Source organism: Streptomyces sp. NPDC002809 (genome assembly GCF_040295435.1).
In the GTDB taxonomy this organism is placed as follows: Bacteria; Actinomycetota; Actinomycetes; order Streptomycetales; family Streptomycetaceae; genus Streptomyces.
Map to the genome: position 1 here is coordinate 39989 of NZ_JBEOVJ010000028.1, position 23549 is coordinate 63537.

The following is a 23549-nucleotide window of genomic DNA, read 5'->3' on the forward strand; positions in this document are numbered from 1 at the left end:
GCGTGGGTGGTTAGGCGGCGTCGCCGAAGAACGACGGGGTGTGGTGCAACTCGTCGAGCCAGGCGAGGAGTGGCGGCAGGTTGGTGTCGGGACCGAACGCCAGGTAGGTGCCGTCGGCGGTGTCGCAGCCGAACCACTCGGCTATGCCGAGGCGGCGGGCGGAGTTGACCCGGCCCATGTGGACTTGCTTGCCGCGGGTCTTGGCTTCCCGGGCCAGGGCCTCGGCTGCGGGGCCGATCTTCCATTCGGTGGATCCGGCAATGAACAGGACGTCGAGCTCATCCCAGGGGACAAGGCCGTGTTCGCATCCGTCTTGTGCGGCAAACGCGGCGGGGATTCCCAGCTGCCGGATGCGGGGAAGCCAGGGCAGGGACTCGGTCAGGGTTCCGGCTGCGTCGAACGGGACGTCGGGGGCAACGGCCCACAGGCACCGGTCCGCGCCGTACCGGGCGACGGTGTTCTCCAGCCAGTCGAACCACCGCTCGGCTCCGGGCCAGCCCTTGCCGAACTTCCCGTTGTCCGCGGCGTACAGGGCGCCGTCGGGGATGCGGTTGCCTTGGGCGGGGGTGGTCATGCAGCCGAGGAGTCCGGCCGTCATGGCGGCGCGCACGTCAGGCCCCGAGGGCGTGGCCAGGTACAGCACGGCGCCACCTCCTGACGGTGACGACCGCAGCGACGGGGAGGAGCGTGGCCCAGGCGAGTTTCCCGACGAGTTGCCCGCCGACGGTGGCCGCGGTGATGGGGAACCCAGCCAGCAGCAGGAACAGCAGGGTGTCGACGACCGCCCCGACCGCGTTCGAGGCGAGGACGGCGCGGGCCCAGCCACGGTGGCGGAGCGGGGTGTACACGCCCATGTCGGCGAGCTCGGCGGCGAGGAACGCGGTGGCGGAGGCGACGGCCAGGGCGGGGCTGGTAGCCCACGTGAGGGCGGCGCCCGTAGTGATCCCGGCGAGGACCCAGCCGCGGCCCAACAGGTCTTGCACGGTGTCGCGGAGGAGGAGCGCGGCCCCGGCGGCGAACGTGCCGGCGGTGGTGAGCAGGCCGGCACCGACGGGAACCATGCCGTATCGGGCGGTCAGCCAGTTCGCTGCGGTGATTGCCCCGACGTATCCGGTGAGTGCGGCTGGTCCAGTGATGCGAGCGGTCATGAAGGGCTCCAGGGAATGGGTACGGTGTCGGGGCGCCCCGGCCGGCTATGACCCGGCCGGGGCGTACTGCGTGTCACGGGGTCACGCGGCGTGGCCGGAGCGGCAGGACCAGGGCGAGCAGCCGTCCGGGTCGCCTTCCTCCAGCTCGGCGTCGGCGATCTGTCCGAACACGTCGGTCTGCTGCTTGGCCCACTCGAACGCGGTAACCCTGCCGATGGGGGCTTGGTCGAGCGGGAGCCGGGAGCGGTGGAGGTATGCCTCGCCCAGCAGGGGTTTGCCGTTGGCGTTGCCGCGGGCGTTGCCAGCGCGGATCGCAGCGTCGAACTCCACGGCGTCGGCCCACTCCTCGGGGTTGCCATCTCGGAGGGCGCGCCACTGGGCGTTGCCGTGGAAGGGGCAGCCGATGCAGGCGGACTTGGGCGTGGTGGCCCAGCCGTTGGCGTTGAGGTAGCGGGTGCAGTCGTCGCGGGTCCAGCCCTCGCGGCCGTCGGCGGCGCCGTCCATGTCGAGGAGCGGGAACGCGGACCGGAGGTAGTTGATGCCGGAGTCCTTGGCGCGGCCGATCTCGTCGCGGCTGATCCCGATCCACTGCTCGGCATACAGGCCGCGCGGGACGGGGCTGGGGTGCGGGTAGCCGAGGAGCTCCCGAACCTGGCGCTTGATGGGCTTCAGCTTGTACTCCGACGTGCACTGGCGCCGGGTCATTCCGTCGCCGCCGTCGGGGTTCTTGATGAAGAGCGGCATCGAGGCGAACCGGTGCTCGGGGTCGAGAGCGTCGTCGCGGATGTTGCCGGCCGAGACCCGGTGCAGCGGGATCCCGGCGGGGATGAGGACTTCGCGTTCGAGGCGGTCGAGGTGGGTGTAGACGGCGCGCGGCTCCCAGCCGGTGTCGGCGAAGATCGCAGCGTCGAGGCGGGGCAGGTCTCCAGCCGCAGACAGCAGGACCACGGTGGTGGACTGCACCCCGGCTCCGAGGGAGAGAACCCGCAGCGCGGGTTTGGTGTCGGCCATCAGACGCTCCCCTCAGTCTCGGAATGCTGCGCCTTGGCGGCCTGCGGGCAGTCGGCGTAGTGACCCGCCGGGACGAAGGCGTCGCCCGCGTCTCCGCAGGTGCACCGCTCGTGCTCGAACTCGCAGGGCAGGTCGTGGTCATCAACGGCGCGGGTGCACTGCCCGTACAGGGCGTCGGTGTGCGCGCACCGGCGGGGCTTCGTCGCCTCGGTCTCGGTGTCCGGCCGGTCGGCGGCGGGGCGGTGGTTGAGCAGGGTCAGGGCGTGCGCCATGTCGGCTTCCGTGGGGTGGGGCTCGCGTCGCTCGTCCGGGGTCCGCTTCGTGCCGCAGGTGCCGCAGTGCGTCCGGGTGTGGCCGTGCTCGTCGAGGGCCGGGAGGTCGTCGCCGTCGAGGGCGGTCACCCACGTGTGCTGGTGCGCCTCGGTGTCCGGCTGGTCGGCGGTGGGCTGTCCGGTGCAGGGGCAGCGCGCCAGGTCGAGCGCGGTGGCGCTGAGGATCGCGTTGCAGGGGGTGCGGTCGCGGCAGCTGATGTGACGGCAGTGGGGGCACGGGCCACCCGCCTCGGTCTCGGGCTGCTGCGCCTCGTCGGCCAGGCGGCGGAGGTGGTCGACGGCGGCCCACAGTCCGGCCCGCCACGTGCTGGTGAGGCTGCTCATCTCGGCGCAGTCGGGGGTGGGCATGGTGAGTGCGGCGTCGGCGGCTTCGCGCAGCACGGCGGCCCGGTCGGCGGGCACGGCCTCGGTGCCGTCCAGCCCGGCAGCGGTATGAATCGCGTCGATCAGAGTTCGGGCGTCCGGCCACGAGTCGGGGAGGATCATCGGCGCGCCATCCACCTCGATCCACACGCAGTCCTTCTGCCGCTCGGCAACCCGGTCCCGGATTACCTCGGCGGTCGTGGGCGTGGTTTCGGGCTGCTGGTCGGTGGTGCCCTCCAGCGCGTCCATCACCCGCAGACCCGTCTCGGCGAGTAGCCCGCCCGCCGCTTCCCTGATCTGCTCCACGGCCGCGTCGTGGCGAAACTGCCGGTACTCGGTCGGGGCCATGTCGAGGGCGGCAGCCTTGTCGGCGGTCGTGGGCTGCTGGTCGGTGGTGCCGGGAACCTGCCGGGCCGTCAGCGCGGTAGTGAGTCGCGTCCGCAGCTGGCAGCCGCCGCAGGTGAGGTCCATGCCGATGGTGTCGTGACGTCCCGCGTGGTCGTGCGTGACAGTCAGGTACGTCTCCGCCTGCCGGAGCAGCGCACGGTGGTCGGTGGTGGGTGTGGTGTCGAGCATGCAGGTCTCCTGGGTCTCATGCGGGTCACATGCGGGCCGCATGTGGGTCTCCTGCGTCCGGGCCGGCCGGAACCGGATCTGCGGGCGTGGGAAGGTGGCGGGGCGCCCCGGCCGGCTAGTCCCCGGCCGGGGCGTACTGCGTGTCACGGGGTGGGCTGCCACAGCGGGCAGTTCTGGACGGGGAACCGGTAGTCCTCGGGCCCGTCGGGGTGGGTGCAGGCCTCGTCCCAGTCGTTGCACCCGCAGTGGTAGCCGGGGTGGCACTGGTGGCCGTAGTCGGTGGACTCCTGCTGGTGGTGTTCGCAGGTCCCGCAGTTGCGGGCGGCCGTGCTCTTCAGGCAGCGGGCCATGTGCCACTCGACGCGGGCGGGGTCGGCCCGGGTGTAGCGGCGGCAGTGCGGGCACTGGTGCCGGGTGACGACGATGGGGGCGGGGAGATCAATGGCGGGCATGTGGCGGCTCCTGGGGGAGGGGGCTGTTTTCAGGGTGGCGCCGGATCGGGCCAACGCTCCCGCCGGTCTGCTGGGGGTTGGTTCAGCCTACCCTGAAATACATTGCACGTGCCATAGGAAAATGGGTATTGAGTGTCACGGTTCGGCCATCAACCCCCCACCCGCACAGGGCCAGTCCCGTCCGAACCGTCCCCGAGCAGCCCCACCGCGCCTACGCTGAACCCGGGGCACACCCCGCCGCCCCGCGCACCCCTGGGAGACCTCGTGGCACAGCCCGTGGAAGCCGGCCCGACCCCGCCGTCGTTCCCGCCGAAGACCCCACCGCCGCCGAAGAAGCCGCCGTCGCCTCCCCGCCCGAATCCGCAGGACCCGTCACAGACGCGAGGGACCGCCGAGGATGGCCCGGGCGCGGCCGCGGGTGCGGGCACGGTGATGCCGACCGCACGGCGCGGTGTGGGCATGCGGAACCGGCGCGGGAGGAACTGGGTGCTCGAGTCCGCCCCGTGGGCGGCAGGCAAGGCCCGGGCCGCGGTCGTCGAGCAGTTGGGGAAGTGGGACTACCGGCCGGCCCCGGCTGTGCTGGACGCGGTCGAGGAGGTCACAACACTCCTCGTGCAGGCCGCGGTCGCTGACGGCGGGTCTGCGGTGTCAGTGCACCTGTCGGACCAGGACGGGCAGGCCTGCATCCTCGCCCTCTCCCACCACGTCGGACTGACCGCCGGGCTCGACGACACGGGTGGGGACGTCCTCCACCGCATCACGAAGCACAAGCCCGTCACCGGGTGCGGCACCGATGCTGGGCCCGACGGGCGCCGCATCTGGGCGGTCATCACCCTCTGACCCAGACCAGGATCAGAACTCGGCCCGGTACAGCCTGATGAAGTCGTTGGCGGCCTTGTGGTCAGCAAGGATCGTCCGGACGCGAGCAGCCTCCTCGGGCGGGCTCTCCTGCGCGTAGGGCTCCATGAGGCGCAGGATGGTCTGGAACCTTCGTCCCCGCGCTGGCCCGGGGGAAGTTCCCCACCACGCCTCGATCGCGGCGACAAGCTCACGTTGCACCGGCGTCGGGCAGGCGGATTGCGTGATGAGGGTGTGGCATTCGTCGATGTCCGCCCAGATGTCCGCAGCCGACGGCGGAAGTTTGCCGGGGCTGGGACGGTCGGGCTGGCCGCCTGGCGGTCCGATGTGCGTCATGCCTGAGTAACGGCATCCGGCCGGGGCGGTCACTGCCTGGCTTGCTGCGCTAGGCGTTCCGGGCCCGGTTCTCCGCGTGGCTGAGCTGGCCCGGTTCCGTGCGGGGCGCCGTCTCGTACCAGCAGAACGGGCGGATCGTGTCCGCGGCCGCCAACACTCGGGTTGCTGCGCCGACCACACTGCCGGGCTCGACATGGGCCTCGTCGATCGAGGCGAGCATTCGGGCCCCGTGGTGCTCGCACCCGGCTGCGGCACCGCCCTGCCCGTCGAGGATCGTCACCGCGTCACGCGGTCCAGCGCACGACGTCCGGTCATCTGTGTGGGCGGCAGAGCAGCGGCCGGGGTCGAACACAGCGGTCTCCTTGGTGCGGGGGCTTGTCCTGCCAGTGTCGCAGCGGCCACTGACAGGCCGAGGAGGGTCAGTCGCCTAGGCTCCGGGCCCAAAACCCGCTGGGCCCGAGAACGTACTCGTTCACCTTTCCGATGACACGGTCGATCTCCGCTTCGTCGCCGTCCCCGATCGCTCTCCAGAGGTCGCCGAAGCCGACGCCGCTGCGCCGGAAGACGATGACATGGGAGGCGTCGTCGTCGGGCAGCGGCCAGGCCGGAAGCGCGGCAAGGCCGAGACTCCGGAGGTAGAGCTCCGGAGCCATCCCCGGCCGTTCCGCGAGCGCGGCGCGGACCTCGTCCGCCGCCATCACGATGGCCGCGTTGCCGACCGCGTTCATCATCTTGATGGCGGCGGGGTCGTCCCACGCGTGGCGGTACTGCTGACTGGTGACGAACGTGTCGCTGGCCCGGTGAGCGATCGCCCGTCCGAGGCTGACGAGGAGCTCGGCCTCGTCCCGGGTCGCGCGGCCGACCGCGACTGTTCGGGAGAGGGTGACGGTCTGCTGTACGAGATCGGGTCCGGTCGGCTGCTCGGTCATGGCAGGTCCTCCTTATCGGTGACTACAGAATGCGGGAGCGTTGCCTGTACGGGAGGCCATGTCGGGGTATTACGCGAGAAGGCGCCGTGCAGGGGCTGGGACGACCGGTTTACGTGAGGGAGGGGATGGGGTGAACTTCGCGTTCGAGTGCTGGCGGTGCTGGGCCGACTGTGTCGTGTACGGGAGGCCCGTCGGGTTCTGGGTTGAGAAGTACCAGGTCGATGCGGAGTGGGACTGCTGGAATTGCGGTGCTACCAACGTCACGCATGACCCACCCTGGGAACTGGCCGACTGAGTCCGGGCCACCTCGGCGCAACGTGGCTGGCGCGCACAAGTCGGGTGAGCTGTGCGCGCCAGCGAATTGCCTGCCGAATCAGACGGCGTCCTCTCGGCAGTCGCGGCACAGAGCGTCAGTGGCGGAGTCTTGCAGCGGCCTATGACACTCGGAGCACTTCGCCCGGGGGAGCGTTGCCACCGCTCCACCAAACCCCTGGCTAGCAGTCCACGACGGTGGCGTCCATGTCTCTTCGGCGGCCTTGGGCGAGCTGCTGGCGGCCTGGGACGGCAGCCTCGGGGCCGTGGCGGGCGGGGGGCTGGCGATGGCGTCACGCAGCCTCCTGGCCACAATCGCCCCCACCGAGGTCTTCACCTGCTCCGGCAACGGCCGACCAGCAACGACGTGACGGAGCTGCTCCTCCGTCCACCCCTCCAGCAGCATGCCCGTCACCGTCAGACCCTGATCCCGGAGCGTTTTCCCCGTCAGCAGGAACTGGGGGCTCGCCGCCCCGATCGCGAGCAGCAGGTCAACTCCTGAACTACGACTCGACATCCCGCTGCCGTCCTTCCCTCCCGACCCGCTGCCCGACGAGCCCGCAGACAAGGAAGGACGGCTAATGGCTTCACCTGGTGGATCACTAATGGATTGCAGGTCAGATTGACCCCTCTCACAGGTCAGATTGACCTGTCCGTCAGTGCAATCTGCCCTGTGGTCCAGGTCAGATTGCACTGTTCGCAGGTCAGGGCCCTGTTTGAGTGACAGGTCAGATTGAACTGTCTGCTGGTCAGAGCCGGTTTCCGACTCGCTGACAGCAGGGGAACCGTCGAACGACAGGCGGTCGATCTCGTTGTCGTCGTACGCCCGCCGCGCCCGAGCCATCGATGCCAGCAGAGGAAGGTTCACGCGCGCCAGATTGCTCGTCTCCGGCCGGCGAACCGAACGCACCAGGTTCTTGCCGACCAGCTTCTTCTTCGTGCGACGGACCGTGCTCACGGACGTACCGGTGTCCTCAGCGAGACGCTCCTCGCCGGGCCAGCAGTAGCCGTGAGGGTCGGTGTAGTTCGTGTAGGCCAGGAGCAGCAGCTTCTCGCCGCCCTCCAAGCCTTCTGCGGCGAACACCATGGCCATGTGCTCAACGCTCATGACGTCACCCCCGCCGTGCGGAGGATCACGGAGCGTGGACTTGTTGGCGTGACTCTCGGACCCGATACTGTGTTCATCGAGATCTGCTCTCTGAAGGTATGACTCGTTGATCCAGCGGGCTGCGATCCGCTGAGGTGCTTGGACGGCCGGGGTAGCTGCGAACTTCCCGGCCGTTCGTGCGTTCTAGGGCTGGTCGTTTTCCTGGCCACCCGCAGCGCCGGGCCGCTTGTACGTGTGGCGGAAGAACTCGAGGAACGGCCCGGTGGCCATAAGCAGGGCATTGCCGGCCTCTCCGTACGGGTACGGCTTGTCAACGCCGAAGGGCCAGGTCTCGGCGTAGAGCTTTGACGTGGCGATGTGGCGGATTCCCTCGCGGGTGATGCTCGGGACGATGCCGAGCTTGACCAGCAGCTGCGCCCCGGATGTGAAGGTCACGGCGGGCGGGAGCCTGGTCTCTTCCTGGTCGTTCTTCTTGCGGGCGCTCATCGGCGCCCCTGGACGTTCCAGCCACTTGGCAGACCGCCAAGTGAAAGCCATAGACTCATGGCGAACCCTTCTTCGCGGATCGGTTCACGTAGCCGCTTGTCTTCGCAGGTCGGCGGCTATAAGGGCGGTCGGCCGGTCTGATGAACCGGTCGACCGTCACAGCCTATGCAGGAGCACTGACCACCCTTCCCTTTCGTCTGCTTTGGGGAGGCGGGGGTGACTGCACGGCCAGGTCTATCCTAAGCTCCCCTAGGGGAGTGTGTCACGCTACCCCTAACGAGCAGGGGGAAGGCCCCCTGAGCGAGACGCTAGATGGGGCGTTAGCGTGGTCCCCTAGACAAGCTACGAGGAGGATTTCTTGCCAGGCGAGAAGACGCCAAGCGATCGCGAGCAGCCCGCGTTCCAGCGGATTGCTGCGGAGTTGCGCGCCCAGATCCTCGACGGGGTGCTGGAGCCTGGCCAGAAAGTTCCCAGCGAGATGGAACTCAAGGAACGCCACAGCGTGTCCAAGATGACCGCTCGCAACGCGCTCGTCTCCCTCCGGGACCAAGGTGTCCTCGAGAGCCGTCACGGCAAGGGCTTCTTTGTCCGCTCCTTCGAGCCGATCCGCCGCAACGCGACCAAGAGGCTTTCCAAAGAGCTCTGGGGTGGCGGGCAGTCCATGTGGTCTGTTGACGTTCACGACCGCCCCATGATCCCGCTGAACGAGGAACCCGAAGAGATTTCCCCGCCGGCCGAGGTTGCCCGCACGATGGGCCTCGCTGTCGACGCCACGGTGTGCAAGCGGGCCCGGGTCTACACGGTCGAGGGTGTGCCGGTCATGGCGGCCGTCTCCTACCTCCCGATGGATGTCGTTGCAGGGTCGCCCATTGTCCAGATCGACACTGGTCCCGGGGGGATCTACGCCCGCCTCGCCGACCTCGGCCACGAGCCGAAGCGATTCAGGGAGGAACTCCGCTCGCGGATGCCCAGCCCCGAGGAGGCGGCCCAGTTGGGCATGGGTGCCGGCACTCCGGTGATGCATATCGTGCGCACCGCCGCAGACGAGTCTGGCCGCATCGTCGAGGTCAACGACATGCTCCTCGATGCCTCCCGCTTCGTCATGGAGTACGACTTCACCGACTAGATCAACCTCCTGAGCCCCTGCCAGCAGCCGCTGGCAGGGGCTTTTTTGCGTTCAGGGGGCGTGCTCGCTCTGCGCGCTTGACTCCCATAGGGGACTGGGCTTCAATGGAGCCATCGAACTCCCCTAGGGGAGTTGCCTCTCTCTCGCGCTGGAAGGAGATTCCCATGAGTAACGGAGATCTGCTGGACGCGATCGAGGTAGCGCGCATCCTGCGCCTGCACCCCCAGACCGTTCGAAGGCTGGTCAGGGAGAAGCAGCTTGACGGCCACCTCCTCGGGACGGGAACAGCCCGCCGACGCGGACTCCGCATCCCGAAGACGGCCGTCGACAACTACCTCAGCCAGACCGCCGTCGCCTAAGCAGCAAAAGGCCCCGAACCACCAGCGACGCAACCGCCAGTGACCGAGGCCTTTGAACAGAACCAACCCACCTGCCGTTAACAGGAGGTCGATCCGCGTGAACCAGCGTAGCCGCATCACCGGACAGCCCGCACCCACCACCCCGCCCATGCCGAGCAAGCTCGCCACGGACTCCGACCCGGACATGGACGAAGCCCTGCGCCGCGTCCGTAACCCCCGCAAGGCGGTCTCGTACACCGACGCCGCCCGCGCCCTGCACGACCAGTACTGCACCCGCTGCCGCACCCTCACCGAGGCCACCTCCGCCGACGCCGCCGCCTACGGCGAGTCCATCCGCCGCCGCGACCGCCGCACCCTCGGCCTCCACGCCAACCGCACGGCGGTGGCCGCATGAGCGCCAACGACCTGTCGCCCGCCCAGCAGCTCCTCGCCGCACTCCACCAGCTCAACCTCGTCGACTACAACGCGAACCCCACCGGCCAGCCCGTCGCCCGGATCAGCATCCGAACGATGGACGGCGAGTTCGTCGGCGAGCTCCAGGTAGGGCAGCGCGCCGCTGAGGAAACCATCAACGCCGTCTCCGCTGTCGCCGAGTACGCGGCCGCCAAGCCCACCGACTACCAGGCCGGCCGCAACGACCTCGCCCCCACGATCCACCCGGCACTGATCGCCGACCTTGAGGACCACTTCGCGGAGATCGACCCCGAGTCGTACCTCGCCGATGTGTTCGGCGGACCCGACGCCGAAGCATCCCTGTTCGCCTTCGAGCACCTGGTCACCGGCGAGTGGGACGGGGACGTCCTGTGAGCGCCATCGCGGAGCAGCAGGCCGCCGAGGCCCTCGCCGCCGAACGGATCGCAGCCGCCCAGGCCGCAGCCGAGGCAGCCCAAGCAGCGCACGACCAAGCCGCGCAGCTCACCGGGGGCCAGCAGTGACCACCAACCCGGTCCACACCGACGGCAACGCCGTACCCCCACTCGACGACACCCTCACCGGCCTCCTCGAAGACCTCGCCGGAATCCACCCCGGCATTGACCTCCTCCGCGACGGCATCCGACTCATCGCCCTCGACCGCCTCACCACCGACCAGACACAGACCCTCGCCGCGACCCTCGCCGGATCCTCCGACGGCACCGACGTCATCACCGCCATCGCCCACCTCATCGCACGCCTCACCAACCCCCACACCAACCCCTCCCTCCGCACCCTCCCCTTCACCCAGCAGAAAGAGACCCAGCACCACGGCGAGCAGGCCCTGTTCGCCCTCACCGACGACTGGCTCCACCAGCACGCATCCGAAGCCTCCGCCGCCATCAGCAGCTACTGACCCCGGAAGGACCACGTTATGAGCGCCGACCAGGCCGCCGCCCAGCTCCGCACCACACTCATCGCCGCCGGAATCCTCCACGACCCCGCCGGCATGACCGACACCGAAATCCAGGCCGCCACCGACGCCGCCCACCAGCTCCACACCGCCACCAACGGCGACCTCGGCCAGCTCCTCGACGCCATCAACAACACCTGACCACACCCCACGCGGGGGGTCCGGCCGAGCCGACAGACCAGACCCCCCGCCCACACCCCGAAAGGACCCGGCATGGCCACGCAGACCCTCACGTTCCAGAGCGTCGTCGCCGACAACGCGAAGACCCTCAACTACCTCCTCGACCAGGACGTCACCACCCTCACCCCCGCCGAACTCGTCGAAGCACTCGAGGACGCGGGCAACGAGTTCTCCGACAGCTTCGAGCACACCAACCAGAACAACGGCGAGGCACTCACCGCCGCCGCCACACTCCTCGCCGGCACGCTCACGATCCCCGCCGACGACCCCGACACGCCCGTCCTGCTCCGGCGCGCCCGAGCCCGGCTGCGGGACGCCGAGATCTGACCCGGCCCGCCCTGTCGCCCCCAACCCCCGCGGTTGGTGGCGGCAGAGAGGCCCGGACCACCCGGACCCGACACCTCAAGGAGCACGCATGGCCAGCAGCCGCCACTTCTTCCGCAACCAGCCTGTCGAGCAGACCCGCGCCGAAATCACCGCCGACATCAAGAACAGCCGCACGGCCCAGCGTGACCTCCAGGCCAACGGGCAGCACCGCCTCGCCGAAACCATGCGGGAGGGCGTCGACGAACACCTCGACGAACTGAACGCCCTGGACAACGGCACCTGGACCCCCCACCACGCCTGACCCGCGACGCGTGGTGGGGACGGCCGCCGAGCCGACAGACGACCGCCCCCACCACACTCCCGCCAGACACTCCGGAAGGACCCGCAATGGCCACCCAGACCACCACCCCCGCCCAGCCCGTCACCGACGACGCCGAAGCCCGCATGCGGGTCTTCCAGATCATCGGCTCCGACATCGACGCCCCCGCCGCCTACACCGGTGACTGGCACCAGGCCCTCAAGACCACCGCCGCCCGCTGGGCCGGAGACACTCCTGAGGCAGACAGCATCCGCATCTGCTGGTTCTGCGACGTCGAGACCGCCGCCAGCACCACCCGCTGCGAGTTCTGCGGCCACCACGCGGACGACGGCCCCGCCCCCGACGCCAGCGCGCAGTACTACCTCGCCGCCGGTGTCACCCGATCCGGGAAGGGTGCCGCCCTCCCGATCCTCACGGACGCCGCCTGATGCGCAGCCACCTCGGCGGATACAGCTTCGCCGCCCTCACCCTCCTCGCCCTCTACGCCGACATGGCCTGGCCCGCACTCGGATGCCTCGCCGCCACCGCCCTCACCTGGAAAGGACACCGAGCCCGATGACCACCACCCCGGACCCGGACACGGTCGCCTACGCACCCAGCCTCACCCAGGAGCAAGTTCTGCTCCTCCAGGCCCACCACGAAGCCGGCCACGCAGTCATCGCCATACACCACGGACTCGAAGTCACCTCCCTTGAGCTCCTGCCGCGCACAGAGGACCACGGCGGCTGGTCGATCGGCGGCATCACGTACGTGACGTACTTCCCGCACGAGGCCCACCAGTTCGCACTCCAAGGCGCAGCTGGCGAACTCGCCGCCCTGAAATGGCTGGACGAGCAGGGCCTCCACTCCGAGGAGACCATTGCCGCCGCTACCGCAGACCACGACCGGGACGACGTCATCCAGCTCCTCACCCGGGACGGCATCCAGATCTCCTGGCCCCAAGTTCGCGATCGTGCGCAGACCCAGGTCGATGCCCTGTGGTCGCAGATCAGCGCAGTTGCCCACGCTGCCGCAGAGAACGGCCGCCTGACCGGGGCCCAGATCAATCGGCTCCTTGCCCCCACCGCCTGACCACCAACGCACCACGACCCGAAAGGACACCGCCCATGCTCTCCACAGTGCAGACCGCGGCCGAGCAAGTGCCCGTGCAGGCATGGGCCGCCCTCCTCGCCCTCATCACCCTCGGCTTCGGCTACCGCATCGCCCAGAAGCGAGTCCGCACCAGCAGCCGGAAGCCTGACCCGAAGAAGCGCCGCAGCCTCATCGGCTTCCTTGGTATGGGCCTCGTCGTCATCGCCGGTCTCGCCCTCTCCACCAACACCTCCGCCCGATTCGCCGAGAAGCGCCTCCACATGGAAGCGCCCTGGCACATGACGATCGGCCTCGTTCTCGAAGCCATCGTCCTGGGCCTGTCCGTGTACGCCTGGGCATTCAACGACAAGGGCGCCACCCGGGCCGCGTACGTCCTCGTCCTCGCCCAGGCCGTCGGCGCCATCGAAGTCGTCCGCCAGGAGAACGAGGACATCGGCACCGCCCTCGTCCGCATCGTCGGCCCCGTCATGCTCGCCTACGGCCTCCACAAGCTCCTCGGGTTGGAAGCGAAGCTCGGCAAGGTCGAGATCAAGTCCGACGGCATCCTCGCCCGAGCCTGGCGCGACCGCCTCAAGCGTCTCGAATCCAAGCTCGGTATCGGGTCCCGCGGCGCCGACGCCGAAGCGATCTCCCGAAGCAACGCCGCCGACCGGTTCGTCGACCTGAACTCCGTCGGCAAGCCCCGGCGCATGACCGACCGCCAGTACCGGCGGGCCCTCGTCCGGGCCGGCCGAGCCGCATTGCACGGCCTGGAAGGCTTTGAGCGGCAGATGACCGAAGCGCACCTCGTCGACCGGATCGCCTTCGAGAAGGGCATGCAGCTCGGAGGAGAGCACTTCGAAACTGCGGTCATGCAGGGGGTGCGTTCGAACATCGGACCGCACAATCTGGACGCGGCCTCTCCGCTTAGCTCCGCCCCTCTGACCAGCGCGGCTTCCGGAGCCGCACCCTCCAGCCAAGCCGAAGACACGGACGAGCCGCACGACGACAAGCCGCAGCCGCGTTCGAACCCCGCAGCGACCGACGCCGAGCGCAAAGCCCGCGCCTTCCGCGTCTACGCCGACCTCGGACAGCCCTCCCAGCGAGCCTTCATCAAGCAGTGGCGCGAGCTCGGATACGGCGAGACCGACCAGACCCTCCGCGAGCTCTACAACGAGATGCACGCCGCCTTCGAGAAATCCCGCAACGGAAGTGACGACTGATGAACACAACCCTCACCCCGCCCGCGTTCACCAGCCCCGACATCCGGCCCAGCGGGGTCCCCGGGCTGCGTACCCCGCCCGTTGAGCTCGGGCCGCCGGATACGCCGACCTGGTCCCACCGGCTCCTCCCGCCCCTGGTCCGGCGGTTACTGGCCGACCTCGGCTGGTGGCAGGACCCGGCACCGCAGCCCCCGTCCACCCACCTCGACCAGACCCTCGCCGTGCTCCGCCAGTACGGGTGGTGCCAGTCCCTGGACACCACCCCGACCGGCCGGCTCTGCATCCGCGGCGCCCAGAACGTCCTCGTGAAGACCGGACACGTCACTCCGGAGGCCCGGGAGAAGGCCGTCGGCTACATGCAGCAGGCCCTCACCCAGGCCGGGATCAGCATGCAGTTCTTCGCCTGGAACGACCTCCCCGACCAGCAGTTTCCCGCCGTAGAAGCCCTGCTCCAGCAGGCCGCCAACCTCGCACGACAGAACGGAGAATGACCGTGCCCACCCCCAACGACGACAGGTTCGAGTCCATCGTCAGCCACCTGCAGCAGTCGGCCGAGACCATCGACCCGAACCCGTACGGACCGCCTGCCGCATCCGTTGCGGCAGCCAAGCCCGGCCTCACAAAGCGGGGCAAAGCCGCGATCGGAATCGGGGCCGCAGTCCTCGCCGGAACCACCCTCATCGGCTATCAGATCCACGCCTCCAACGCCGCCGAGCAGGAGGCGAAAGCGCAGGAAATCGCGCTGAAGGCCCAGGCCCTCAAGCTTGAGGAACTCCGGGAACTGAACAAGGCCAGTGACAAGGACCGCACCGCTGCCGCCGCCCAGGCAAAGACTCGCCAGGCATCCGTCGACACGTGCGTGAAGAACCACGACCACCTCGTCGGCAAGGGCTACGGATCCCCCTCGTACAGGGACATTGTCGAGGACTGCCAAACCCAGTACGACACCACCAGCACCACCGACATGCAGGCCGCCGCGTCCAAGAGCGACACCAGCACCAGCGGCGGCGGCGGTGAGGGAGGGGTCAATGACGGCGTCCTCATCGGCGTACTTGCCCTCGGCGCAGTCACCGTATTCGGAGTCAAGAAGGGCACTCGGAACGCCCCCGCGCAGTAGCTCCTCCTCACTTCCTCATCACCCCCGGAAAAGCCCCCACAGACGCCCCTCAGGCCGCCGCAGGGCCCCGAACAGGGCTTTTCCTGGGCGGGATGAAGTGATGAAGAGCCCATCGACCAAGGAGAATCGTGTCCGCCAGCACCGTCCCCGCAGCCGTTCCGGAGCCGAACAACAACGCCAGTACCACCAGCGGAACGCCCCCTCAGAACGCCCCCGGCCCGGGTCTGTTCGCGTCGATGGTCGCCCCTGTCGAACCCGCCCGCCCCACCTTCGACCTCGCCCCCGCAACCATCGGGCAGGCCGACACGGAGGGCGGCACGGGGCTGCCTGCAGAGGGCATCTCCAGCGCCTCTTTCAACGACGAAAAGGGCACCCTCAACGGCGCCGGCAGCGACACCAAAGACTCCAGCACCGGCAAGCAGCAGACCGGAATCTGGAGGGCCTGGCTCATCGCCGGGGCCACTCGCTGGGGAAGGGGCGGCGGGACCGCGAACAAGCGCCTCGACATGCACAAGGCGCGCGCCCAGGCGCAGCAGGTCAAGGAGACCCGAACAGTCACCCTCAACCGCACCCCCACCGGCCAATCCGGTGGCGGCCGCAGCGCGGGCGCGCCCGGCGGAAAGGGGCTGAACGGGAAGTCGAGTACCAGCGGCGGGCCACAGGGGTCGAAGAACGCTGGCCCGGCAGCGAAGAACGACAACCGGGGCCCCTCCAACCGGTCAGGGAACACGAACGCGGGAACGTCCGGACGCGGAACCAAGGGTGGCACCGGAGGCGCCGGGGCCGGCGCCGATCGAGGACCGTCCCGCGGTACAGCTACGAAGAACGGACCCACACCTAAGCAGCAGAAGCCAGCGAAGCCCGACAACACCCCCACTCCGAAGCCGACGAAGACCCGCACCGACACCGACCAGAGGGCTACCAAGCCCAGCCCCGGCAGCCCGGCAGGGGCGAAGGGTACAGCCGGTGCCGCCGGTGCCGCCGGTGCCGCTGGGAAGGACGGGGCAGCGCCGAAGATCCCCGCACCCGCTAAGGACACCCCTGCCTCGAAGCCCAAGGTCACCGGCACCGGCACGGCGAAAGGCGCCAAGGACGAGACGGACTCTCCGGGCCGTAAGACCACGGGCGGTGAAACGGCGAAGGACACCGACGGTGCACCGACCCCGACCGGCCGCAAGTGGTCCCTGGTCAAGGGTGACAAGACAGCCAAGACCATTCCTGACAAGCCAGCCGCCCCCAGAGATAAGAAGCCGGACACCGCCAACCACAAGCCCGACCCGAAGGCCGCTGACCCCAAGCCCGCACCTGCCGCCGGAACAAAGACCGACAAGCCGGCCGACCAGACACAAGACACCACTCCTGGCAAACGACTCCTGACCAAAGGGTCCCGCGAGACCGGATACCGCGACGGCACCCGCGCCGCGCAGGCCACCGCCCACGTCAAGGCCTACCGGGACGGAGTCAAAGACGGCTGGACCGACACCATGGCCACCGCCGACCGAGAGAAGACCTCCCTCGACCACGCCCACGCCGCCCGCCAGCAGGCCCGACAGGAGACGCCGGTGACCACCGCCACCAGCACCGACCGCCAGACCACCGACCCCATCCCGGTCCATAGCGTTTCCAAGACACACGTATTCCTCGGCGACGGCGACAACCGGGCATCCATGACCCGCGGCGAAGTCCGGTCCCTCAAGAGCTTTGAGCGGCGCCTCGAAGAGCGCGCCACCACCCTCACCAGCAGGGCCGAGCAAACCCGCAGCCTGAAAGCACACGCCGAGGAACAGGCCACGCAGGCAAACCGGCTCCTGGAAGCAGCCCGCAGCGCCAAAGCAGGCGCCAAGTACATCGGGACACTCACGCGGCTACAGGAAGCCGCCAAGGGCCAGGCCGCCAAAGCCGACGAGATCCACAAGCAGTCCCTCCGCGGCGCCGAGCTCTGCCGAACCACTCTCGCCAACGTTCAAGCCCGCTACGGCGGCATCTACCAAGCCGTCATCGACTCACCCGAAACCAGCCCTGCCGAACTCGACTTCTACGAGGGATGACCACCATGGCCGAGATCAAGAACAAGCAGCTTCAACAGGCCGTGACCGCCCTCGGGAAGGCCGTCACCCGAGACGCCGAAGCAATCCGCAGTGTCGCCCTCGCAATCCGCGAGGACGCCCAGGACACCATCCGCGTCGCCGAACAGATCGCCAGCCTCGGCGTCGACCCGCAATCAGTCGGAGAAACCCGCGACCTCGCCAACGCCATGAACGCCATCGGCCAGGCATCCGACGCCTACTCCTCCGCGTCCGACACCACCGCCCGCATGGCTCAGGCCGCCGTTGCCCAAGCCCGCGCCTCCCACGACGGCATCCACGAAGCCGTCAACCGGTCCCCGGTCGACGTGTCCAGCCTCAACCGCAGCTGGGTCACCCCCGAATAGTCCACCCCGACCCCAACAGCACAACCACCCGCCCAACACCCGTCCCAAAGGAGACCGCCATGCACACCCCCACCCCCGCCACGGCCAGCCCCCGCTCAGCGTCCACCGAACGCGGCATCGCCATCGCCACCACAGCCGCCCCCCTCGTCACCGGAATCCTCGCCCCCCTCCTCGACGGAGGCGCAGCGTTCGCGGTCACCCTCGCCTTCGGCGGCACCGCAAGCCTCGTGACGGCGAACTACATGAACCGCCTGCCACCCGGCCTCACCCAGCACCTGCCAGCCGCCGACGTACTCGAAGCCCACCGCACACCGCTGTTCATCAGCACCGTCACCGCCGGCACCGCCCTCGCTATGGGAACCCTCCTAGGCCCCGACGGATCCGACGCCCTCATGGCCGGCATCCTCAACCCCCTCTCCATCCCCGGCATCGTGTCCCTCGGCTGGTGGGCCGCCGTCTCCCTCGTCCCTCTCAAGCTCCGCAACGTCCTGCGCCGCCCCACCAAGACCACCACCCCGACCGCGGTCACGGCCTCCCTGCAGGTCCCCGCCGGGTCCGTCGGGGAAGCCATCGCGCGGCACTGGAAAAGGCACATCTCCCACCTCAAGACCGGCACCCACCGCGGCCAGGAACTCACCCTCACCACACTCACCCCCACCCGCTTCGCCGGCATCATCACCGCCCCCACCGGCGCATCCGTCACCGTCACCCCCAGCACCGTCTCCTCCGTCTACCGAATCGACGCCGCTCAGATCACCCTCAAACCCGGCGCCCACGACGGAGAACGCCTCATCACCGTCAACCTCGTCACCCCCGCCGAACTCGACCCCACCACCCTCGCCGGAGCGTGGACAAAGTACGTCTCCCCGGCCGTCATGAAGGGCTCCCACCTCGAAGAAGTCCAGACAGACCCTGCCACCGGCGGAGAAGTCGCCATCGTCGTCGCCAACGAAGACACCGCCCGCCTCACCACCCCCAGCCAGGAAGACCTCGCCGGCGCCCTACGCACCACCACCCTGCTCTGCTCCTACTCACCCACCCCAGGCAACCCGCGCCGCGGCACGATCCGCCTCATGACCCACAACCCCCTTGAAGAAGGGACCCCGTTCCCCGGCACCCACGTACTGAAAGCCTCCGAGGGCGGCTACGTAGAGATCGGGCGGCACGTCTCCGGCTTCCCCGCCCGCATCCAGTTCACCGACCCCATCCTCGGCGCCCGCCACGTCTTCGTCGCCGGCGTCACCGGCTCCGGCAAAGGCGGCCTCGTCCAGATCATCGCTCTCGCCGACCACGTAAACGGCCACGCCATCATCTACATCGACCCCAAGGGCTCCTCGAACCCCGACATTGAAACGATGGCCGCCTACTCCGGCCTCGGCGAAGAAGGCTCCATCCAAGGCCTTCGCGTCGCCTACGCCCTCATGCAGTGGCGTATCGCCGAGTCAGCACGCCTCAAGATGAAGAACTTCGTCGCCACCCCCGAACGCCCCTGGGTCCGCGTCATCCTCGACGAAGCCCACGTCCCCCTGTCCGAACTCGAAGAGCACAAGAAAGAAGCCCTGGTCATCCTCGAAGCCCTGGCAGCGAAGGCCCGCTCCCTCGGCATCATCCTGTGCATCGTCAACCAGGCCGTGAACGCCGAAAAGCTCGGCGGGTCCACCGCCCTGCGCACCAACGTCATCCAGGGCGGATCCCTCGTCATGCTCCGCACCGACTCCGGTCAGCAGCACCTCGCCACCACCGGTTTCGACGGAGTCGACCCCGGCCAGATTCCCGCCGCATGGGACGTCGATCGACCCCTCATCTACGACGAGACCGTCGCCCTCAAGGACCCCCGCTCCACCTTCGGCCTCGGATACACCCTGGGCCCGGGTGGTGCCGCAGAAATGATGCGCACCTTCACCCTCGAATCCTCCGCCCCTTACATCGACGAGGAGGCCGTGGTGCACCCCGCGGACTGGCCCGGATGGGACAACCGCAACGAGATCGCGAACACCCCCATCCTCGGCGACGACGAAGGCGGCAGCACTGGTAGCCCCACCGCGCTCTTCACCGACATCGCCGCCCCGAAGAAGCCAGCCAGCACCGACGAAAAGGTCCTCCGCGCCTTCGAAGAGTCCGCCGACCCCATTGGTGAAGAGATCCTCTACGTCCACAAGGACCAGATCGCTGCCGCCACCGGAACATCGGACGGCACCCTTGGAAACGCCCTGACCCGACTCTGCAAGGCCGGGAAGGTCCACCGGCAGATGGTCGACGGGAAGGAAGTCCGCGGGTACTACGGGATCGGCCCCGCCCTTCCTGAAGGGGCGAACTGAACCGGTGGCCGCTGGTCCAGGCCAGCGGCTGCGCCGAACGTAATTCCCCTGTGACCGCCGATGCGATGACGGAGAGAGCATGACCATCCCGACGAAGTCCACGTGCGTACTAGAGAAGTGTCACGTCCCTCCCTTCTCAAACGACTCGCCGCTCTGCTGGCAACATGCAGTCCAGGTCTACGCCGAAGTGTCGGACGTCCTCCAGCGGGCAGCCCTGACGGGAGCCATCGACCCCACAAGACCTGCGTCCCCACATGAGGCCGCTGTCGTTGACGACGCGGTATGGAACAAGTCATCCCATCCCGCAGTCGTGTACTTCATGGTCAACGGCGATCGAGTGAAGATCGGCATGTCCACCAACATTGCCGCCCGTACCGCCGCCCTGTCGCTTCGCAGAGGCAACGTAATCCTTCTCCTTGAAGGTGGCTACGAACTCGAAGCCGCGCTACATAGAGCCTTTGAGGCCGACCGTGTCGGCGTAACGGAGTGGTTCGTACTGTCCGTCCGCATCCGGGACTTCATCGCCCGAAAGGAAGGGGAGCGGCCAACGCGTCCGCAACAGCCCCACTCGACCGCAGCGCTGCCCCTGCCATCGCAGGCGGTCCCACCTGACCGACGTCACCCCCGCCGTGAAGAAATCACCCAGCGAGTGAGAGAGGCTGGCGATTCCGGGATGACAGTGAGTGATCTTCGGCGCTGGTTGGTCAGTAGGTACCCGGATGAGACCCCACCCTCCGACACGGCCATGCAGAACTGGTTTGCCACCCACCCCAACATCATGAAGCCCGGCCGCGGGATCTACGTCTGGTCTGATACCTCTGATGCCGCTGGGAAATATCGCGAGGCCACGGTTGGACGCCTTTAACGCAGGTCAGCGAACCAAGTCGGGAACCGGGGGAAGGGCAGCCCGGACAAACCCCGATCCGTACGCCACGCTGTAACTACACAGCCCGGTCGGGGAGCCCCGGTGTCCCCGCGCCCACTCCCCGACCAGGCCGTGCCACAGACCCGCCCGAGCAGGAACCCCCGGTCTGCTCGAGCACACCGCAGCCCCCACCAGAACCCGAGGCCTGGTAGGGGCTGCGGCACGTCTACGCCGCCCCAGGATGCTCCCGGAACCACGCCACCATCCGCTGCAACGGCTGCGACACCGCGAAGCTGTTCCCCTTCGCCCCCAGATTGTCCCGCCCGTAATGGTCGGCCTGCTGCTCCGCCAGGTTCACGAACCCGATCGGCTCCTCGAACCGGGCAGCGTCCTCCGCCTTCATCGCCGCCCGCACCCCGACCGCGGCGTCCAGCTTCGCCGTCACCAAGTCCTGGCACTCCGGAGCTGTCACGCACCCCGGTGCGGCCGCCGCCGTGTACGCATCCAGTGCCTCCCGCACCGACATCGCCGACGGAGAGGCGGAAGCCGACGCAGACGGCCCGCCGGCCTTGCCACCACTCCCGGTCCCGTCATCATCCGAGCCGCACCCGGACACCCCCAGCGCCAGCACCACGACCGCGACCGCTCCCACCCCACGCATAAGCCTCATGAGGCGCAGGATCCCACCCAGACACGGCAGGGGGAAGGAACTCCCACACATCAGGGATCATCGGTACCAGGCGCGGGGCCTGACACAACAACACAGCGGGAGCCCCCACCGCCATGCCAGCATCCAAAGCCGACCAGGCCATCATCGACCAGCGCCGCACCGAACTGGTCCGGCTGCGACGCCAACGCCCCAAGGTGCCGTTCGACTCCCCAGAGGTCCTCGCCCTCGGCTACAGCTCACCCAATGCAGCCAGCAAGGACTTCTACCGTGCCCTGGAGGCGCGCCGGAAGGACCTCGACATCGAGGTCACCGCGTTCCGTGAGGAACAGAACGAGATCATCGACAGCCTCCTCGAAACGCACATGCCCCCAGCCCTGGGCGGCGACATCAAGGCCAGCGAGCTGTGCCTCAAGCTCCTCGAGCGCCAGGCCAAGCTGAACGGCTGGGAGCACGCCCTCAAGGCCGAACTGTCCGGCCCGGGCGGGGGAGCCATGCAAGTTGGCCCCGTCGGTCTTGCCCAGCTCCGCGACCTGATCCGAACCGCCGGCGATCCCGACCCCGAAGAGGACCTGGACGACGCCGAAAGCGAGGACACCGGGGATGACGGCGACGACTCCTGAACTCGACGAGAACATCGGCGTCGCCGATGAAGCCACCGAACTGCTTGAGTTCGTCGCCGCTTACTGGCAACTTAACCGCGCCCAGCGGCGCAGCATCGCCATCCGTGCCACCCCCGAAGTACGGACCGTCCTCGCCGGCGTCGAACGCGACATGGCCCTCAAGCGCAGCCCAGGGTCTATGTCCGCGATCCTCACCGACGGCAAGGAGATGCAGGCCAAGCACCTCGACCTGATCGACCGCGTCTTCCGGGACATCGCCCGCGGTATCCCGCGCAAGGTCCTCATCACCATGCCTCCGCGCCATGGGAAATCGAGACGAGCCGCACGCTGGGCGCCCCTCTGGTACCTGTCCCGGCACCCCGACCACCGGGTGATGATCGCCTCCTACAGTGCCGACCTCGCCGACGACCACGGCCGGTGGATCCGCGACGCCATCAACGGCTACGGCGACCAGGTCGGCCTCTACCTCCACGCCGGTAGTAAGGCCGCGAACCGCTTCGACCTCGCCGACAAGGACGGCAACCGCCTCGACGGCGGCCTCGTCACCGCAGGCGTCGGCGGAGGCCTGACCGGCAAAGGCGCCCACCTGGCAGTCGTCGATGACCCGATCAAGGACGATGCCGACGCCCAGTCACCCACCATGCGCAAACGCCTGTGGGAATGGTGGACGTCCGTCCTCCTCACCCGCATCGAGCCCGGCGGCTCAGTGATCGTCATCCAGACCCGCTGGCACGAGGACGACCTCGCCGGCCGCATCCTCGCCGGGGAAGACGCCGACGACTGGACCATCCTCGACCTGCCCGCACTCGCCGACAGCCAAGACGACCCCCTCGAACGTCCCATCGGCGCCCCCCTCTGGCCCCGCCGCTACGGCCGCAAAGCCCTCGCGAAGATCCGGCGCAGCGTCGGGGAGCGCGTGTGGTGGTCCCTGTTCCAGCAAAAACCCCGCCCCATGTCCGGCGGCGTCTGGAAGCAGGAGTGGATCGACGACTACCGCATCAGTACCGCGGTCCTGCGCAGCATCGACCTGAACCGCATCGTCGTCGCCGTCGACCCCGCCGGCGGAGACTCGTCCGTGAACGACGAGGTCGGCATCACCGCCACAGCAGCCGCAATGGTCGAGACGCCAGGAGCCCACCACTCCTACCCGGAGGAGCGGGAGGAGTACTACCTCCTCGACGACAAGTCGGACTCCCTGGGCGCGGACGAGTGGGGAACCGTGGCGTGCCTCCTTGCGATCGACTGGCGGGCCGACGCGTTCGTCGTCGAGTCGAACTACGGCGGCGACATGTCCGAGCAGATCCTCATCCAGGCATGGCGGGACCTGGAACGCAAGGGCCTCACCAAGGGCATGCTGATGCCGAAAATCATCCCCGTGAACGCGAAGAAGGGGAAACGGCTCCGCGCCGAACCCATCGCCCAGCTCTACGCACAGGGCCGCGTCCACCACGTCGGACAGTTCACAAAGATCGAAGGCCAGATGGTCACGTGGATGCCCGGCATGGACTCCCCGGACCGCATGGACTCCGGTGTTCACGGCCTCACCGAACTCGCCGAACCCGAAGGATTCGAGACCATCATGGACACATACGACCGCGACGATCCGCCCGGCCGACGCTGACCGGGGG

At 68.6% G+C, this 23549-nt stretch carries 32 protein-coding genes; 22 read left to right on the forward strand and 10 right to left on the reverse strand.

From position 1 onward, the window contains the following. Nucleotides 1–10: 10 nt before the first annotated feature. From ABT025_RS18700 to ABT025_RS18720, 5 genes are all read right to left on the reverse strand, one after another. Complete coding sequence (locus ABT025_RS18700) at nucleotides 11–643, reverse strand: hypothetical protein (protein ID WP_350995306.1); 633 nt, start codon at nucleotides 641–643, stop codon at nucleotides 11–13. Further along, nucleotides 612–1148 carry a VUT family protein gene (locus ABT025_RS18705; RefSeq protein ID WP_350995308.1) on the reverse strand — a complete coding sequence of 179 codons (537 nt, stop codon included), beginning with the start codon at nucleotides 1146–1148 and terminating at the stop codon, nucleotides 612–614. Before ABT025_RS18705 ends, ABT025_RS18700 begins: the two co-directional genes overlap by 32 nt. A gap of 81 nt (nucleotides 1149–1229) precedes the next feature. Further along, nucleotides 1230–2096 (reverse strand): hypothetical protein, encoded by an 867-nt coding sequence (locus ABT025_RS18710; RefSeq protein WP_350995419.1) that lies wholly within the window; start codon nucleotides 2094–2096, stop codon nucleotides 1230–1232. Nucleotides 2097–2158: 62 nt separating this feature from the next. Further along, the gene (locus tag ABT025_RS18715) at nucleotides 2159–3430 is read right to left on the reverse strand and encodes a hypothetical protein (protein ID WP_350995310.1); all 1272 of its coding nucleotides are present in this window, start codon (nucleotides 3428–3430) and stop codon (nucleotides 2159–2161) included. Nucleotides 3431–3573: 143 nt separating this feature from the next. Next, nucleotides 3574–3882 carry a hypothetical protein gene (locus ABT025_RS18720; protein ID WP_350995312.1) on the reverse strand — a complete coding sequence of 103 codons (309 nt, stop codon included), beginning with the start codon at nucleotides 3880–3882 and terminating at the stop codon, nucleotides 3574–3576. Between the two features lie 486 nt (nucleotides 3883–4368). Here ABT025_RS18720 and ABT025_RS18725 point away from each other — a divergent pair, with 486 nt between their 5' ends. Then, a complete protein-coding gene (locus ABT025_RS18725; protein WP_350995314.1) occupies nucleotides 4369–4722 on the forward strand; it encodes a hypothetical protein in 354 nt (117 codons plus the stop codon). A 403-nt stretch (nucleotides 4723–5125) separates the two neighbouring features. Here ABT025_RS18725 and ABT025_RS18730 read toward each other — a convergent pair whose 3' ends face one another. From ABT025_RS18730 to ABT025_RS18745, 4 genes are all read right to left on the reverse strand, one after another. Next, on the reverse strand, nucleotides 5126–5356 hold the full coding sequence (locus ABT025_RS18730) for a hypothetical protein (RefSeq protein WP_350995316.1): 231 nt from the start codon (nucleotides 5354–5356) through the stop codon (nucleotides 5126–5128). A gap of 139 nt (nucleotides 5357–5495) precedes the next feature. After that, on the reverse strand, nucleotides 5496–6005 hold the full coding sequence (locus ABT025_RS18735) for a hypothetical protein (RefSeq protein WP_350995317.1): 510 nt from the start codon (nucleotides 6003–6005) through the stop codon (nucleotides 5496–5498). A 373-nt stretch (nucleotides 6006–6378) separates the two neighbouring features. Next, complete coding sequence (locus tag ABT025_RS18740; RefSeq protein ID WP_350995319.1) at nucleotides 6379–7425, reverse strand: helix-turn-helix domain-containing protein; 1047 nt, start codon at nucleotides 7423–7425, stop codon at nucleotides 6379–6381. Nucleotides 7426–7608: 183 nt separating this feature from the next. Beyond that, a complete protein-coding gene (locus ABT025_RS18745) occupies nucleotides 7609–7911 on the reverse strand; it encodes a hypothetical protein (protein ID WP_350995321.1) in 303 nt (100 codons plus the stop codon). Nucleotides 7912–8269: 358 nt separating this feature from the next. Here ABT025_RS18745 and ABT025_RS18750 point away from each other — a divergent pair, with 358 nt between their 5' ends. The 19 genes from ABT025_RS18750 (at nucleotide 8270) to ABT025_RS18840 (ending at nucleotide 20631) form a co-directional block, all read left to right on the forward strand. Beyond that, entirely contained in the window at nucleotides 8270–9037 is a 768-nt protein-coding gene (locus ABT025_RS18750) for a GntR family transcriptional regulator (protein ID WP_350995323.1), read from the forward strand. A 164-nt stretch (nucleotides 9038–9201) separates the two neighbouring features. Then, entirely contained in the window at nucleotides 9202–9396 is a 195-nt protein-coding gene (locus tag ABT025_RS18755; protein WP_350995325.1) for a helix-turn-helix domain-containing protein, read from the forward strand. A gap of 97 nt (nucleotides 9397–9493) precedes the next feature. Then, complete coding sequence (locus ABT025_RS18760; protein WP_350995327.1) at nucleotides 9494–9790, forward strand: hypothetical protein; 297 nt, start codon at nucleotides 9494–9496, stop codon at nucleotides 9788–9790. Continuing rightward, nucleotides 9787–10203 (forward strand): hypothetical protein, encoded by a 417-nt coding sequence (locus ABT025_RS18765; protein ID WP_350995329.1) that lies wholly within the window; start codon nucleotides 9787–9789, stop codon nucleotides 10201–10203. The genes ABT025_RS18760 and ABT025_RS18765 overlap by 4 nt, the downstream gene beginning before the upstream one ends. Further along, the gene (locus ABT025_RS18770) at nucleotides 10200–10331 is read left to right on the forward strand and encodes a hypothetical protein (protein ID WP_350995331.1); all 132 of its coding nucleotides are present in this window, start codon (nucleotides 10200–10202) and stop codon (nucleotides 10329–10331) included. The genes ABT025_RS18765 and ABT025_RS18770 overlap by 4 nt, the downstream gene beginning before the upstream one ends. After that, the gene (locus ABT025_RS18775) at nucleotides 10328–10723 is read left to right on the forward strand and encodes a hypothetical protein (RefSeq protein ID WP_350995333.1); all 396 of its coding nucleotides are present in this window, start codon (nucleotides 10328–10330) and stop codon (nucleotides 10721–10723) included. The genes ABT025_RS18770 and ABT025_RS18775 overlap by 4 nt, the downstream gene beginning before the upstream one ends. An 18-nt stretch (nucleotides 10724–10741) precedes the next feature. After that, nucleotides 10742–10921, forward strand: a complete 180-nt coding sequence (locus ABT025_RS18780; protein ID WP_350995335.1) for a hypothetical protein — start codon at nucleotides 10742–10744, stop codon at nucleotides 10919–10921. 72 nt (nucleotides 10922–10993) lie between these two features. After that, on the forward strand, nucleotides 10994–11287 hold the full coding sequence (locus ABT025_RS18785) for a hypothetical protein (RefSeq protein WP_350995336.1): 294 nt from the start codon (nucleotides 10994–10996) through the stop codon (nucleotides 11285–11287). Between the two features lie 88 nt (nucleotides 11288–11375). Then, entirely contained in the window at nucleotides 11376–11588 is a 213-nt protein-coding gene (locus ABT025_RS18790; protein WP_350995338.1) for a hypothetical protein, read from the forward strand. 86 nt (nucleotides 11589–11674) lie between these two features. After that, the gene (locus tag ABT025_RS18795; RefSeq protein WP_350995340.1) at nucleotides 11675–12034 is read left to right on the forward strand and encodes a hypothetical protein; all 360 of its coding nucleotides are present in this window, start codon (nucleotides 11675–11677) and stop codon (nucleotides 12032–12034) included. Further along, nucleotides 12034–12165, forward strand: coding sequence for a hypothetical protein (locus ABT025_RS18800; RefSeq protein ID WP_350995342.1), 132 nt, complete (start codon nucleotides 12034–12036; stop codon nucleotides 12163–12165). The genes ABT025_RS18795 and ABT025_RS18800 overlap by 1 nt, the downstream gene beginning before the upstream one ends. Beyond that, entirely contained in the window at nucleotides 12162–12677 is a 516-nt protein-coding gene (locus tag ABT025_RS18805) for a zinc metalloprotease (RefSeq protein ID WP_350995344.1), read from the forward strand. Before ABT025_RS18800 ends, ABT025_RS18805 begins: the two co-directional genes overlap by 4 nt. 35 nt (nucleotides 12678–12712) lie before the next feature. Then, on the forward strand, nucleotides 12713–13900 hold the full coding sequence (locus ABT025_RS18810; protein WP_350995346.1) for a hypothetical protein: 1188 nt from the start codon (nucleotides 12713–12715) through the stop codon (nucleotides 13898–13900). Next, nucleotides 13900–14391 carry a DUF6197 family protein gene (locus ABT025_RS18815; protein WP_350995348.1) on the forward strand — a complete coding sequence of 164 codons (492 nt, stop codon included), beginning with the start codon at nucleotides 13900–13902 and terminating at the stop codon, nucleotides 14389–14391. Before ABT025_RS18810 ends, ABT025_RS18815 begins: the two co-directional genes overlap by 1 nt. A 2-nt stretch (nucleotides 14392–14393) precedes the next feature. Further along, nucleotides 14394–15017, forward strand: a complete 624-nt coding sequence (locus ABT025_RS18820; RefSeq protein ID WP_350995350.1) for a hypothetical protein — start codon at nucleotides 14394–14396, stop codon at nucleotides 15015–15017. Between the two features lie 128 nt (nucleotides 15018–15145). After that, entirely contained in the window at nucleotides 15146–17065 is a 1920-nt protein-coding gene (locus ABT025_RS18825) for a hypothetical protein (RefSeq protein WP_350995353.1), read from the forward strand. 5 nt (nucleotides 17066–17070) lie between these two features. Then, nucleotides 17071–17448, forward strand: coding sequence for a hypothetical protein (locus ABT025_RS18830; RefSeq protein WP_350995356.1), 378 nt, complete (start codon nucleotides 17071–17073; stop codon nucleotides 17446–17448). 59 nt (nucleotides 17449–17507) lie between these two features. Beyond that, complete coding sequence (locus ABT025_RS18835) at nucleotides 17508–19766, forward strand: ATP-binding protein (RefSeq protein WP_350995358.1); 2259 nt, start codon at nucleotides 17508–17510, stop codon at nucleotides 19764–19766. A gap of 79 nt (nucleotides 19767–19845) precedes the next feature. Continuing rightward, nucleotides 19846–20631 (forward strand): GIY-YIG nuclease family protein, encoded by a 786-nt coding sequence (locus tag ABT025_RS18840; RefSeq protein ID WP_350995360.1) that lies wholly within the window; start codon nucleotides 19846–19848, stop codon nucleotides 20629–20631. 226 nt (nucleotides 20632–20857) lie between these two features. On the opposite strand, the gene ABT025_RS18845 is transcribed toward ABT025_RS18840, so the two are convergent. Further along, nucleotides 20858–21301: a hypothetical protein gene (locus tag ABT025_RS18845; RefSeq protein WP_350995361.1), complete on the reverse strand. Its 444-nt coding sequence runs from the start codon at nucleotides 21299–21301 to the stop codon at nucleotides 20858–20860. Nucleotides 21302–21414: 113 nt separating this feature from the next. Here ABT025_RS18845 and ABT025_RS18850 point away from each other — a divergent pair, with 113 nt between their 5' ends. Together ABT025_RS18850 and ABT025_RS18855 are read left to right on the forward strand one after the other, a co-directional pair. Continuing rightward, nucleotides 21415–21921 carry a hypothetical protein gene (locus ABT025_RS18850; RefSeq protein ID WP_350995363.1) on the forward strand — a complete coding sequence of 169 codons (507 nt, stop codon included), beginning with the start codon at nucleotides 21415–21417 and terminating at the stop codon, nucleotides 21919–21921. Beyond that, nucleotides 21902–23542: a terminase large subunit domain-containing protein gene (locus ABT025_RS18855; RefSeq protein WP_350995365.1), complete on the forward strand. Its 1641-nt coding sequence runs from the start codon at nucleotides 21902–21904 to the stop codon at nucleotides 23540–23542. The genes ABT025_RS18850 and ABT025_RS18855 overlap by 20 nt, the downstream gene beginning before the upstream one ends. Nucleotides 23543–23549 lie beyond the last annotated feature (7 nt).

What these genes read in the sequence shown, in the direction of transcription:
- ABT025_RS18735 (WP_350995317.1), bottom strand. Translation starts at nt 6,005, where the DNA reads ATGACCGAGCAGCCGACCGGACCCGATCTCGTACAGCAGACCGTCACC.
- ABT025_RS18765 (WP_350995329.1), top strand. Translation starts at nt 9,787, where the DNA reads ATGAGCGCCAACGACCTGTCGCCCGCCCAGCAGCTCCTCGCCGCACTC.
- ABT025_RS18745 (WP_350995321.1), bottom strand. Translation starts at nt 7,911, where the DNA reads ATGAGCGCCCGCAAGAAGAACGACCAGGAAGAGACCAGGCTCCCGCCC.
- ABT025_RS18785 (WP_350995336.1), top strand. Translation starts at nt 10,994, where the DNA reads ATGGCCACGCAGACCCTCACGTTCCAGAGCGTCGTCGCCGACAACGCG.
- ABT025_RS18845 (WP_350995361.1), bottom strand. Translation starts at nt 21,301, where the DNA reads ATGAGGCTTATGCGTGGGGTGGGAGCGGTCGCGGTCGTGGTGCTGGCG.
- ABT025_RS18855 (WP_350995365.1), top strand. Translation starts at nt 21,902, where the DNA reads ATGACGGCGACGACTCCTGAACTCGACGAGAACATCGGCGTCGCCGAT.
- ABT025_RS18835 (WP_350995358.1), top strand. Translation starts at nt 17,508, where the DNA reads ATGCACACCCCCACCCCCGCCACGGCCAGCCCCCGCTCAGCGTCCACC.
- ABT025_RS18840 (WP_350995360.1), top strand. Translation starts at nt 19,846, where the DNA reads ATGACCATCCCGACGAAGTCCACGTGCGTACTAGAGAAGTGTCACGTC.
- ABT025_RS18715 (WP_350995310.1), bottom strand. Translation starts at nt 3,430, where the DNA reads ATGCTCGACACCACACCCACCACCGACCACCGTGCGCTGCTCCGGCAG.
- ABT025_RS18790 (WP_350995338.1), top strand. Translation starts at nt 11,376, where the DNA reads ATGGCCAGCAGCCGCCACTTCTTCCGCAACCAGCCTGTCGAGCAGACC.
- ABT025_RS18740 (WP_350995319.1), bottom strand. Translation starts at nt 7,425, where the DNA reads ATGAGCGTTGAGCACATGGCCATGGTGTTCGCCGCAGAAGGCTTGGAG.
- ABT025_RS18850 (WP_350995363.1), top strand. Translation starts at nt 21,415, where the DNA reads ATGCCAGCATCCAAAGCCGACCAGGCCATCATCGACCAGCGCCGCACC.
- ABT025_RS18755 (WP_350995325.1), top strand. Translation starts at nt 9,202, where the DNA reads ATGAGTAACGGAGATCTGCTGGACGCGATCGAGGTAGCGCGCATCCTG.
- ABT025_RS18805 (WP_350995344.1), top strand. Translation starts at nt 12,162, where the DNA reads ATGACCACCACCCCGGACCCGGACACGGTCGCCTACGCACCCAGCCTC.
- ABT025_RS18815 (WP_350995348.1), top strand. Translation starts at nt 13,900, where the DNA reads ATGAACACAACCCTCACCCCGCCCGCGTTCACCAGCCCCGACATCCGG.
- ABT025_RS18830 (WP_350995356.1), top strand. Translation starts at nt 17,071, where the DNA reads ATGGCCGAGATCAAGAACAAGCAGCTTCAACAGGCCGTGACCGCCCTC.
- ABT025_RS18720 (WP_350995312.1), bottom strand. Translation starts at nt 3,882, where the DNA reads ATGCCCGCCATTGATCTCCCCGCCCCCATCGTCGTCACCCGGCACCAG.
- ABT025_RS18800 (WP_350995342.1), top strand. Translation starts at nt 12,034, where the DNA reads ATGCGCAGCCACCTCGGCGGATACAGCTTCGCCGCCCTCACCCTCCTC.
- ABT025_RS18780 (WP_350995335.1), top strand. Translation starts at nt 10,742, where the DNA reads ATGAGCGCCGACCAGGCCGCCGCCCAGCTCCGCACCACACTCATCGCC.
- ABT025_RS18795 (WP_350995340.1), top strand. Translation starts at nt 11,675, where the DNA reads ATGGCCACCCAGACCACCACCCCCGCCCAGCCCGTCACCGACGACGCC.
- ABT025_RS18810 (WP_350995346.1), top strand. Translation starts at nt 12,713, where the DNA reads ATGCTCTCCACAGTGCAGACCGCGGCCGAGCAAGTGCCCGTGCAGGCA.
- ABT025_RS18705 (WP_350995308.1), bottom strand. Translation starts at nt 1,148, where the DNA reads ATGACCGCTCGCATCACTGGACCAGCCGCACTCACCGGATACGTCGGG.